This is a genomic window from Spongiactinospora sp. 9N601 (genome assembly GCF_044326295.1).
In the GTDB taxonomy this organism is placed as follows: Bacteria; Actinomycetota; Actinomycetes; order Streptosporangiales; family Streptosporangiaceae; genus Spongiactinospora; species Spongiactinospora gelatinilytica.
Map to the genome: position 1 here is coordinate 17,691 of NZ_JBIRBB010000036.1, position 10,494 is coordinate 28,184.

Consider the following 10,494-nt stretch of genomic DNA (forward strand, 5'->3'; position numbering starts at 1 on the left):
GGTTATGCATCAGGGCTGCATGACCGGGTGACAAACCATCCCAAACCGGGCATGGGGTGGGGGTGTCGCCGGGCGTGATGACGTTTCCCCAGGTCAGCGCCCCGCTCATAGGCATCAGAATTTGCATTCTGTTCCATTACTGATGAGTAACCGATGAGAGTCCGGCGTGTCGCCTGCGTCGCTTAGCATGTACATGCTAAGTTCCGGGCATGACGACGACGCCCGCCGCCCCGGCGGATCGCGAGCACGGCAGCCACATCATCACCACCCTGGAACGGGCCTGGGCCGCGATCCGCGCCCGTCACCCCGAGATCCCCCGGGTCGTGATGATCACTGGGCAGGGACGGGATGGCCGGTGGATCAACTGGGGCCACTACGCCGCCGGCACCTGGCGGGCCGCGGACGACCGCCGCGAGCACGAGCTGTTCGTCTCCGGCGAGCTGCTGGGCCTGGGCGGGACGCGGGTGATGCAGACCCTGCTGCACGAGGCCGCGCACGCCCTGGCCGACGTCCGCGGCATCACCGACACCAGCTCAGGGGGCCGCTACCACAACAAGCGGTTCGTCGCCCTGGCCGTCGAACTCGGCTTGACCGGCCCGGCGAGCCCGGCGCCGACCATCGGATTCTCCGACTGCGCGATCACCGCGGCCACCGTGGCCACCTACCGGGAGCACATCGACGCCCTGGACGCCGAGCGGCTGCCCTACCTGGACAGCCCGGCCCTGGCCCTGCTGCGCCCGCCCGCTCCCACCGGCGGGCAGGACGGCCAGGACGGCGGCCAGGACCACGCCGGCGACGACGCTGGCGACGGCGGCCGGGACGACGACGTCGCGCCGCGCGGCCAAGGACGCGACGGCAAACGGCTCGCGGTGCTCTGCGGATGCACGCCGCCGCGGCGGTTGCAGGTCACCCCGGCGACCTGGGAGCGCGGGGCGATCTCGTGCGGGCCATGCGGGCAGGACTTCGCGCCGCCGCAGTGACGCCCCAGGCAGACGGACACGGGACCACTGTTCTTCTGTGGTCCCGTGCCACCGCACCCATGAGACGTGGTGTTGGGCTGGGCGGGGCGATTGGCCGGGGTGTACTGGTATTCGACAACTCGCAGCGATTGCCGCGCAGTGAACTCGGAGAGCAACTATCGGTTACAGCGCTCGAAAAACGGAAATCCCCCTCTTTTGGCTGCTCAACATCCCTTATTACCGAATGTGATATATGACGACTCTGTGTTTATTGATCCAGGTCTGAGCAGAGCGGTATAGGTGACCCGTCGCCCTCCTCCGAAGGACGAAAGATCCTTTGGAGTGGAGGGCGAACTTCATGCCGGACCCCCGGGGCGGGGCGCACCCCGCACTCACCCGCGCGTCGCGGGTCGTCGGCACCGCGGCGGCCGCGGTCGGCACCCCGGCCGTCGCCTGGCTGGCCGACCCCCGTCTCGGCATCCTGGTGACCGGCAGCATCCTGGCCCTGGCGGCCGTCGTCGTCCTGGCCGCGCTGTTCGGCTCGCGCGAGGTCAGCGAACGCGCGTTCCGGCTGCTGCGGTGGATCTCCGGCCGTGCCGAGCCCCGCCCGCCGGCAACTCCCCCTCCCCCGTCACTGGGCCCACCCGCCCCCTGACTCCGAAGTGCCGACCGCTGCCGCCGCCGCGGCGTTCCCCGGCCGGGTCGCACCGGCCGCGGCCTCGGCTCCGACGCGTGTATGAGACGCCTCCACACGGGTGTACGGGCGTAGGACCCGCTGCCTACGGCTGTCCTCCACGGGTATGTGGATGCCCGGCCACGACGCTGGGGCCCCCTACTCGGTACCGAAGTAGCCGAACGCGGCGAGCATGCCCGCCAGGTCACCGGCGGTGTCCTTGACCGCGGTCAGCCGCGCCACGGCGGTGTTGAGATGGTCGATCGCCTCGGTCAGGTTGTCGTGCAGCCCGTCGAAGCGGGGATCGGCCGGATCGGTGACCCTGGTCGCCTCCAGCAGCAGCACCAGCGCCCAGGCGACCTCGGCGACGGCGTTGCCGATCGGCCCGAGGTCGGCCTTGGCCGCCCAGGCGCGCAGCGGCTCGGCGATCTGCCCGGCCTGCCAGTGCAACATGCCGGTGACCCCGGGCCCGCTCGCGCCGGAGGCGTTGATCACCTGGTTGCGGGCCAGGGTCATCTCCCGGGCACCGCCGCCGCGCTCCAGCATGTGGCCCTCGGTGAGCATCCCGGCGCCGATGGCCGCGCCGTACAGGGCGTTGGCCAGCACCGCGGCCAGGACGTGTTCCCCGCCGGCGGCCTGGGCCTGGCGGGCGAGTTCAGCGTCGGTGGGCGGCTTGGCGTAGGCACCGAGTGCGGCCAGCGCCGCCGAGATCGACGCCGCCGAAGGAGCGGGAGGGGGAACAGCAGAAGACATGCGCCTCACCGTATGAGCCGTCCAGTGAGACGCCCGGCCTCATCCCGGCAGGAGTTTCCCGATCGCAACATGAAGGCGGCCGTGGGCGTCGTCTCACCGTCTCAACGTCTCACCCGTCCGGCCCCTACGCGCAGGCGCGCGCGGCCGTGAGACGAGACGATGAGACGAACCCGCCTTAGAACCCTTCCCACGCCCCGGCCAGTGCGCTGGCCAGTGGGCCGCGAGTGCGCGGCCGCTTGAGAGCGGTCAACCCTGGTGGGTGCGTTCGCCCAGGTCAACCGGCGTTTGCCTTAGCCGCTGGCTACCCCGACTGTCATACAGAAATGACATTCTTATCAGGGGAGGGGGAGAGGCCGCCGCCATCTGGAACCCCCCTGGTCAGCGGACACAGGGCCACGGGCCTCCTGTGCTCCCGCATCCCGGGGGCGTATCGTCGCCGCCATGCCGACGATATGGACCGTGACCAACCTCAAACCGGGCACGGCGAAGACCACTTCCGCCGTGTGGATCGCCCACGGCCTGCACGAGGCCGGGCACAAGGTGCTCTTGATCGGGGCCGACCCCGGCGGGGCGAAGCTCAAGCTGGCGCCGGAGCTGTCGGACGGGATGGGCTCGACCGAGCGGTGGAACGCCCGCGCCCGGATGCCGTTCGAGGTGATCTCCCTGGCCACCCGGGACCTGCACCGCACCGTGCCGCGGCTCGCCGCCGATCATGACTATGTGGTGATCGACTCGCCGCCGATCGAGGACCACCAGGGCATCGCCGTGTCGGCGTTGCGGGTCGCCGACCTGGCGGTGATCCCGGTGGCCCCGACCACGGCGGAGATCGACCGCATGGCCCCGGTCCTGGCCGTGGTCGAGGAGGTCGATGCGCTGCGCGCCGAGCCGCTGCCCACCTGCGTGCTGCTGAACCGGTGCGTCACCAACGCCGCCAGCACCGGTGAGGCCGACCGGGTACTCACCGCCCAGGGGCACCGGGTGCTGGCCGCCCGCATCCCCCGCCTGGAGCTGTTCGCCCAGAGCCACGGCGCGCCCGTGCTGGCCGCCGGCACCGCCTATGAGGCGGCCACAGCCGAGCTGCTGGCGCTACAGGCCCAGGGCCGGGCATGACCCCTTCCCGCCGTCAGCGGGGCAGCATGCTGGATGCCGCCGCACGTCAGATCGCCACAGAACCACAGGCCCCCCGTGGCCCCGTGGAAGAAGGGGCGCCGCTCCCGGTCCGGGTCCGGCCGTACAAGGCGACGTTCGATCTCGATGCGGCCATGCTGCGCCGGGTCCGGGTCTGGGCCGCCGAACGCGGCCTGATCGGCGTGGCCCCGGTGGTCCGCGCGCTCATCGCCGAACTGGGCGAGGACGGCGAGCTGGCCAGGGCGGTCCGGGCGGCCGTCGCCGTCCCGGCCGCCCCGCCGGCGGACGCGGTCAAGACGACGTTCGACCTGGACCCGCCGACCTACCGGGCCCTGAAGGTCTGGGCCGCCGGTCACGGCACCACCGGCACGGCCGTGCTGCGCGCTCTGCTGGCCGCCCTGGTCGCAGGGAAGGACGGCCCGCTGGCCCGCCGCATCGCGGGCCTGGCCGCTACCGGCCGCTGACCCGGTCCTGATCTGCAGATCAGATCCCGCAGGTCAGAGCACACAGGCCCACAGGCACGCTGTGGTCCCGTGGCATGAAGAAAGACCGGTCCCGGGGGACCGGTCTTTCCAGGGGGTGGGGGGATCTGCGGGGGCTACCGGCCGATCGCGGGCCGCCGCGCGGAGTCGTCGCCGCACAGGGTGTTGCGCATCGTGGCACCGGCCAGCAGCGCCAGGACGACGGCCGCGCCGTACAGCTCGGCGAGGTTCCAGTTCACGGCCGTGGCCATGATCACGACGGCGGCCGCGAACACGACGACGAACCGGCCGGTGATCTTGGTCTCCCTGGCGTCGCCGTCGTCCTGGTCGTCCAGGGCGACGCGGCATCGGTCGCAGCGCAGCCGCCGCTGCCATCGGCCGCCGGAGCAGAACGCCGCGGCGGCGGCGACACCGAACATCGGCTCCCAGCCGGTGCGCATGGCCATGGTCATGGCGGCGATCCCGAGCGCGGCCCACAGCCCGCACAAGGCGGTGATCCCGAGGTCGTACCGGATGTATTTGATCATGATAAGTCTTTCTCCCTTTTGGAGCGGGACCACAGGAGGACTGTGGTCCCGTGGTGGTTGACGTGGGATTACAGCCCGAGGACGGTCAGCAGGCCGCTGGCGGCGGCGATGGCCACGGCCGCCACCACCAGGTCGTCGGCCCTGCGCAGCAGCCGGTACTTGCGGTGCGCGATCTGCGCGAGGCGGTGGACGTCGGCGGCGCGGTCGTAGGCGGTGGCGTGCTGGGTCTGCGCGGAGGTCAGCACGGCGTGCGGGCCGCTGCGCAGCGCGTCCGCGATGACGCCGGTCGCGTCCGCCTGGCCGCGGGGCAGGCGGGGGCGGACCACCCGCAGGGCCGCCACCACGGCGGCGGCCAGCAGCGCGGAGGCGGTGGCCAGGCCGGCCCCGGCTACGCCGGTCGGCCGGGCGGCGGCGACCACGGCGATCAGCAGGGTTCCGGCGGTGCCGGCGACGGCCAAGATTTGCCCGGCCTTGCCATCCGTGCGGGCCAGCTCGGCGCGCGCGGCGCTGGCGCGGGCCTCCAGCTCGGCGGAGACGTCGGCGGTCAGCATGTCAGTCCTCCCGTCCGAGCAGGTCGGCCAGCAGGTCGGCGTGGCCGCTGAACAGGCGGGCACCGGCGGCCGCGGTGCCGCTGTAGGTGATGCGCAGATCGGCGGCCAGGTAGTCGATGCTGTCGGCCCTGACCCACGCGGCCCGCGTCGCGTCGCTGCCTCCCTGCACCGCGGGCAGCTCGGCGCGGTAGCGCACGGTCAGGTGGGTGACGTGGACGACGGTGGACGGCCACGCCTCGTCCGTGCCGCGGGGGTCGTTCGCCACGACGCAGGGGGGCAGCGCGGTCCACTGCGCGTCCGGCAGCCGCAGGCCGGTTTCCTCGGCCAGCTCGCGGCCCGCTGCGGCGGCGGGCGTTTCGCCGGGGTCGATCCCGCCGCCGGGCAGCGCCCAGCCGAGCCCGTCCCCGCGCTCGATCATCAGCAGCCAGCGGCGGCCGCGGCGGTCGGAGGCGATCACCGCCGCGTCGGCACACGGCCGCTCGCCCCAGTGCCACAGCGTGCCGCGGCCGGTCCGGCCGGTGCGCGGGCCGGGAGTGAGCGGCCGTCCGTCGATCACCTGGAACGGGACCAAGGCCGCCTTCTGCCGGGCGGGCCAGTCGATCAGCGTGGGGTCGTCCGGGTCGCGGTCGCGCCCGGCGGCCGGGGTGGCCGGGGTGGTGGTGCGTCGCGTCATCATGGGTGGTGTCCTCCGCATTTCCTCTGATCGGGATGGGTGGGGGCAGCGGGCGCGGACCGGCGTGCTGTCTTGGCGGATCTGGTCACGCTGGTACGCGCCCGCCCCGGGAGTCAGCGGGCGGCCAGCCGGTCGCCCAGGTCGGTCAGCTCGGCGACGATCGCGGCCAGCGCGGCGAGCGGGCCGGAGCGGGCGGCGGCCAGCTCGGCGTCGATGACGGCCGCCAGGCGCTCGGCCTGGTCCAGGACCTCGCGCAGCCGGGCGATCTCGGCCGGGTCGGCGGTCTGCTGGACCTCGTCCTCCAGGACGGCCGTGGCGGTCGTGGTGATCGTCATGTGCGTCTTCCTTCCGGGGGAGGGGGTCAGCGGGCGGGCCAAGAAGGCGATCACGATGTGGTCTCCTTCAGCACGCGGGGGAGGTGTGCGTGAAGGTGCTCGACTTCGACCTCACGGCCGCGGGCGCGAACGCGCCGGGCTGTCAGTTCCACCAGCCCGCAGGCCCTGTGACGTCCGCCGGCGCACCCGATAGCGATCGCGTGCGGGCCAGCGGGCAGTAGCGCGTCTTCGACCAGGTCGTTGATGAGTTCCCGCGCTCCGGGGGTGTTGAGGACCACGTCCTGAACGCGGGGGTGGAATCCGTCGAGATCGAGGACGTCGCGAGCGCGGGCCGGGTCGCGTAGCCGGTCGCGGACGTCCTCGATGCGGTCGGCGGTCGGCAGCACCGGACGTCCTTCGGCGTCGGTGGGCAGGTGCAGATAGCCGAACGAGATCAGGCGGAGCGGGATCATCGGCAGGGCTCTCCTGTTCATGAGGTGGAGGTGGGCGGCGGGCTGCTGCCCCGGGCACGCGCCCGGCCCGGGGCCGGGCGGGCACCCGCGGCCTCAGCGCCTGCGGTGTTCGCGTACGTAGTCCCGCCATGCCTTCTCGGCGGCGGCCAGCTCGCCGGCCGCGCGGTTCAGGGCCTCGCCGGCCGCGTCCTTCTGCGGGCCGGGCGCGTACCTGTCGTAGAGGGCCTTGGCCCGCGCGTGCGCCTGCTTGGCCGCACGTTCGCGGTCGCAGACCTTCTGGAACGCGTCCCGTTCGGCGAGTTCGGCCTTGCGCCGGCGCTGGGCGTCGTCCAGGCGCGCGGCCTCGGCGGCCTGGGCGGCGGCGGCCGCTTCCTTCTTCTTGCTGCTGGTGAACCAGCCCATCGGGGCCTCCTTCTTGTCGGGTGGTGGGGGTTGGGGGAGTCGCTGGAAGGGGGGGCGCGGGCCCTGAGCGGGGCCGTGGAGGGGGGTGTCCGCTCCCTCCCCCGACTCCCCCAACCGGGGCGTTTCCGCTGGTCGGATGGGGGCGGGGGAGGGTTGGGGGCGGTCGGGGGATCGGGGGAGTCCCTCGGGGGGCTCCCCCGGGGGAGGGTTGGGGGAGTCAGGCGGCGGTCGGCCGGTCGGGCCAGGCGGCGATCTCGGCGGGCACCGCCAGGCCGCCGGCGGCGATCCGCGCGGCGGCGGCCTCCAGGGCGTCCAGGGCGTAGCCGCGGGCCTCGCGCCCGCCGCGCATGAACTTGTTCGGCAGGGTCGTCACGCCGAGCGGGCGCAGCAGCGCGGCCAGCGCCAGCGGGTCGCCGCGGCCGTCGTCGCCGATGATGCCGAGCGCGGCCGCCAGTTCTTCGCTGTGCATCCGCACGCCCCGCACCTGATCGAACGCCAGCAGGGCGCAGCGCAGTAGCGTGGGCACCTCAGCAGCCGGGGCCTGCCCGACCTGGTGGACCTGTTCGGCGTGCAGCCGCCCGCCGTCGGCGGCGGCCGGGGTGGCGGGGGCGATGGGGCGGGCTGCGGCGTGCTCGGCGGCCGCCGCGGCGGCGATGGCCTCGGCATCGCCCCATCCGGCGGTCATCCCGGCCGTGCCGCCGGTCACCGCGTGCAGCAGGTCGCCGCCGCTGGTGGTCCGGCTCGCCGGCGGCCGCGGCTCGGCGGTGGTGGCCAGCTCGTTGCCGTGGTCTCCCGCGGCCGGGTGGGTGAGGGCCGGGTCCCAGATGATGGGCCGGTTGCGGTCATCACGCACCCCGGGCAGCTCGATGGGGGACGGCTTGGGCAGGCGGGTCCGCTGTTCGGGGGTGGAAAACAGCCACCGCATCCGCTCATACCTCGTCCGGTACGCCGTCCCGGCGGCGCGGGCGCCGGGGGCGTCCAGGTCGGGCCGGTGGGTGGCGATCTCCACCGCAGCCGGGAAGATGTCGCGGCGTGGCTGCATCATCCATGCCTTCCACGGCCGCACGGTCAGGTTGTCGGGCCAGGCCCGCACGAACCCGCTGCCCTGCCCCGACAGGTCGGCCGGGCTGACCCCCTTGGGGTAGTCGAACAGGTACTGGATCTCGCTGGTGTCGGAGACGAACATGATCAATCTGTTCGCGCACTGCTTGAGAACGTCGGTGTCCACGGTGGTGGAGATGCATCGCAGGACCGACAGCACCAGGGCGCACGCCTCGTTGCCGCCGACCCGCTGGGTCTCTTCGATCCGGTCGCGGGCCGCCTTGACGATCGGGTCCTTGATCTGCGGCGACAGCAGTTCCCGGCCCTCGTCCATCAAGACGGTGACCTGCGGCACGTCGGCGGAGACGGGCAAGAGCTGCACATCGGCCTGCAGCTTGAGCTGGGCGTAGTCGGTCTTGCGGGCGATGGCGATGTTGCGGTGGGCCTCAGCCATCAACAGCGCCTCTTCCGCGCACGGCGCAGCCCAGTCGATCGCCGGGCGGTCGGTCTGCCCGGCCAGCCACGGCGCGAGCCATGCCTGACTCACTCCGCCGCCGTTGAGGTCCATGTGCCAGTCCAGGTTGTCCACGCACAAGCCAGTGGCGCGGGTCAGGTCGTGCAAGGTGACGGTCTTCCCGGACCGCTTTTGGCCGACCAGCAGCGTGGACGGCTCCCGCAGGTGCAAGGTAACGGTGCTGCCGTCGCGGAACTCGCCGATCGCGACCGGCTGGGTGATGGACCGCCAGGCAAGGCCGCCGGGGTGGTCGATGGTCTGGGCCAGCCGGTTGACGGTGGCCACATGCATCCACGCCGCGCCGCGGTTCGGGCCGGGGGTGAACTCCACCCCGCAGCCCTCGGGGAGCTGGGCGTCGGCGGCCAGGCCGTCGCGCAGGGTGTCCAGGTGGGACACGGTCTTGCCGCCGGGCGGCAACAGCAGCAGCGCCGAGAACCCGGTGCCGTGCTCCCAGGGCCGGACCTCGGTGATGGTGACCCGCAGGCCGCCGCCGCACCGGCGGATCCGGGCGGTCCACTCGGCGGCGGTTTCAGTGTGCTGGCGGGGCAGGTGCGCGGTCTGCTCACGCTCCGCGGCCGCCGCGGCGGCCGGGCCGGGCAGGTGGGTCCCGGCCGCGGTGGCCCAGGGCCCCAGCAGGCCGGCGGCCAGCGCGCCCAGGCCCAGCACGGGCCACGGCGGGACCTGCGCCAGGCCGGCGGCCATCGCCCAGGTCAGCCACCCCGACGCCCCGGCCCAGACCCCGACCCGGTACCACAGGTTCCGCGGGTGCAGCCCGCCCCCGGCCACGACGGTGCAGGCCACGCCGACCATGCCCGCCCCGGCCGCGTACAGCGGCGACAGCTCCGCCAGCTCCCCGCCGGCGACGGCGGCGGCGGCCAGCCCGAGCGCGCCCATCCCCGCCGCGCTGACGGGCCCGCGCGGGCGAAGCGACCAGTCCCACCGGCGTGCGGGCCGGTCGTGGGCGGCGGGGCGGTAGGTGCCGCGCCCGGACCGGGAGCGGCGGGTGCGGGTGGTGGTCACAGGGTCCTCCAAGGTGGTGGCGCGAGGCGGTCTCAGCGCGGCCAGCAGGTCAGCAGGGGGTTTGCGTGCCCCTCCCGGGCGGCGAGCCCGGAACCGGCGGCCCTGCGGCCGACGTGAGGGGCGACCGGCGGGTGTCCGCCGGTCAGGGGGTCAGGCGTTCCACTTGCGTTCGCCGGACCGGGGAGCGACCCGCCGGGCGATGTCGTACTCGTGCCGGGCCCGGAACACGAGCGCGGCCTCCTGGCACTCGGCGCTGAGCCGGGCCTGCGCGCTGTAGATGTTCTGCAGCCGCTCGATCACGTCCTGGTGGACCGGGTACTCCGCCAGCAGCCGCTCCGCCCAGATGCGGAACCCGTTCGCCACGGCGATGGGCACCTCGCCGAGCAGGTCGAGATGGGTGGCGACGTCCATCATGTCCTCGGTGCTGTACCGGGAGGCGGCGGCGGGCAACTCGGCGGCCGCGGTGTGCAGGGTGAATGCGCTCATCGATGTTCCTCTCGTGTTCGTGCTGGTTGATGTGGTTGTGGTGGCGGCCGCGGGGTGCGCGGCCGGGTCGGTACGGTCCTGCTGATCGGCCGGATCGGCCGGATCGGGCGCGGCGGCGGCCGCGCCCTGGCCCTCGTCCTCGTCCTGGGCCTGCTGGTCCTGGGCGTCGCCCTGGCCCTCCTGCTGCTGCTCCTGCTGGTCGGGGTGGTCGGGATTGGTGTTGCGGCGGCGGCGCCACCAGGCCCGCACCGCGGCGTACGCCGCATCCCTGCGGCCGTGCAGGGCCTTGGTCGCGCGCTTGTCGAACTTGCGCCAGCGCCGCCACCGCCGGCGGATGACCCGCACGCCGCCGTCCTGGCCGCCCCGGCCCTTGTTCTTGCTCTTGCCGTTCTTGGCCTTGGCGTTCTTGCGACCGCGTGTCGCCGAGCTGGGCGCGCCGTGGCGGTCGGCCCAGATCCGGCCCAGCAGCCCCCGCCCGGTCCCGCCGCCGGCAGCGTG

13 protein-coding genes are annotated in these 10,494 nt (G+C 73.6%); 4 read left to right on the forward strand and 9 right to left on the reverse strand.

What is annotated here, in order from left to right; genetic code table 11:
- The first annotated feature begins 209 nt into the window (after positions 1–209).
- Together ACH34R_RS43135 and ACH34R_RS43140 are read left to right on the forward strand one after the other, a co-directional pair.
- Complete coding sequence (locus ACH34R_RS43135; protein WP_397567416.1) at positions 210–980, forward strand: hypothetical protein; 771 nt, start codon at positions 210–212, stop codon at positions 978–980.
- Positions 981–1,317: 337 nt separating this feature from the next.
- Positions 1,318–1,614: a hypothetical protein gene (locus ACH34R_RS43140; protein WP_397567417.1), complete on the forward strand. Its 297-nt coding sequence runs from the start codon at positions 1,318–1,320 to the stop codon at positions 1,612–1,614.
- A gap of 177 nt (positions 1,615–1,791) precedes the next feature.
- On the opposite strand, the gene ACH34R_RS43145 is transcribed toward ACH34R_RS43140, so the two are convergent.
- Positions 1,792–2,385 (reverse strand): DUF6245 family protein, encoded by a 594-nt coding sequence (locus tag ACH34R_RS43145; protein ID WP_397567418.1) that lies wholly within the window; start codon positions 2,383–2,385, stop codon positions 1,792–1,794.
- 441 nt (positions 2,386–2,826) lie between these two features.
- Here ACH34R_RS43145 and ACH34R_RS43150 point away from each other — a divergent pair, with 441 nt between their 5' ends.
- The gene (locus tag ACH34R_RS43150; protein WP_397567419.1) at positions 2,827–3,495 is read left to right on the forward strand and encodes an AAA family ATPase; all 669 of its coding nucleotides are present in this window, start codon (positions 2,827–2,829) and stop codon (positions 3,493–3,495) included.
- Positions 3,496–3,578: 83 nt separating this feature from the next.
- Positions 3,579–3,977: a hypothetical protein gene (locus ACH34R_RS43155; RefSeq protein WP_397567420.1), complete on the forward strand. Its 399-nt coding sequence runs from the start codon at positions 3,579–3,581 to the stop codon at positions 3,975–3,977.
- 134 nt (positions 3,978–4,111) lie between these two features.
- On the opposite strand, the gene ACH34R_RS43160 is transcribed toward ACH34R_RS43155, so the two are convergent.
- The 8 genes from ACH34R_RS43160 to ACH34R_RS43195 form a co-directional block, all read right to left on the reverse strand.
- Positions 4,112–4,522: a hypothetical protein gene (locus ACH34R_RS43160; protein ID WP_397567421.1), complete on the reverse strand. Its 411-nt coding sequence runs from the start codon at positions 4,520–4,522 to the stop codon at positions 4,112–4,114.
- Between the two features lie 68 nt (positions 4,523–4,590).
- Positions 4,591–5,073 carry a Pycsar system effector family protein gene (locus ACH34R_RS43165; protein ID WP_397567422.1) on the reverse strand — a complete coding sequence of 161 codons (483 nt, stop codon included), beginning with the start codon at positions 5,071–5,073 and terminating at the stop codon, positions 4,591–4,593.
- 1 nt (position 5,074) lies between these two features.
- A complete protein-coding gene (locus ACH34R_RS43170; protein WP_397567423.1) occupies positions 5,075–5,749 on the reverse strand; it encodes an NUDIX domain-containing protein in 675 nt (224 codons plus the stop codon).
- Positions 5,750–5,859: 110 nt separating this feature from the next.
- Positions 5,860–6,135 (reverse strand): hypothetical protein, encoded by a 276-nt coding sequence (locus ACH34R_RS43175; protein WP_397567424.1) that lies wholly within the window; start codon positions 6,133–6,135, stop codon positions 5,860–5,862.
- The gene (locus tag ACH34R_RS43180; RefSeq protein WP_397567425.1) at positions 6,132–6,533 is read right to left on the reverse strand and encodes a hypothetical protein; all 402 of its coding nucleotides are present in this window, start codon (positions 6,531–6,533) and stop codon (positions 6,132–6,134) included. Before ACH34R_RS43180 ends, ACH34R_RS43175 begins: the two co-directional genes overlap by 4 nt.
- A gap of 93 nt (positions 6,534–6,626) precedes the next feature.
- Positions 6,627–6,935: a hypothetical protein gene (locus tag ACH34R_RS43185; RefSeq protein WP_397567426.1), complete on the reverse strand. Its 309-nt coding sequence runs from the start codon at positions 6,933–6,935 to the stop codon at positions 6,627–6,629.
- Between the two features lie 217 nt (positions 6,936–7,152).
- Entirely contained in the window at positions 7,153–9,510 is a 2,358-nt protein-coding gene (locus tag ACH34R_RS43190; RefSeq protein ID WP_397567427.1) for a hypothetical protein, read from the reverse strand.
- A gap of 150 nt (positions 9,511–9,660) precedes the next feature.
- Positions 9,661–10,494, reverse strand: an 834-nt coding sequence (locus ACH34R_RS43195) for a hypothetical protein (protein WP_397567428.1), incomplete at its 5' end; no start/stop codon positions are given.

Bases quoted from the DNA above. Each gene is read 5' to 3' on its own strand.
- ACH34R_RS43135 (WP_397567416.1), top strand. From the start codon at position 210: ATGACGACGACGCCCGCCGCCCCGGCGGATCGCGAGCACGGCAGCCAC.
- ACH34R_RS43140 (WP_397567417.1), top strand. From the start codon at position 1,318: ATGCCGGACCCCCGGGGCGGGGCGCACCCCGCACTCACCCGCGCGTCG.
- ACH34R_RS43145 (WP_397567418.1), bottom strand. From the start codon at position 2,385: ATGTCTTCTGCTGTTCCCCCTCCCGCTCCTTCGGCGGCGTCGATCTCG.
- ACH34R_RS43150 (WP_397567419.1), top strand. From the start codon at position 2,827: ATGCCGACGATATGGACCGTGACCAACCTCAAACCGGGCACGGCGAAG.
- ACH34R_RS43160 (WP_397567421.1), bottom strand. From the start codon at position 4,522: ATGATCAAATACATCCGGTACGACCTCGGGATCACCGCCTTGTGCGGG.
- ACH34R_RS43165 (WP_397567422.1), bottom strand. From the start codon at position 5,073: ATGCTGACCGCCGACGTCTCCGCCGAGCTGGAGGCCCGCGCCAGCGCC.
- ACH34R_RS43170 (WP_397567423.1), bottom strand. From the start codon at position 5,749: ATGATGACGCGACGCACCACCACCCCGGCCACCCCGGCCGCCGGGCGC.
- ACH34R_RS43180 (WP_397567425.1), bottom strand. From the start codon at position 6,533: ATGATCCCGCTCCGCCTGATCTCGTTCGGCTATCTGCACCTGCCCACC.
- ACH34R_RS43185 (WP_397567426.1), bottom strand. From the start codon at position 6,935: ATGGGCTGGTTCACCAGCAGCAAGAAGAAGGAAGCGGCCGCCGCCGCC.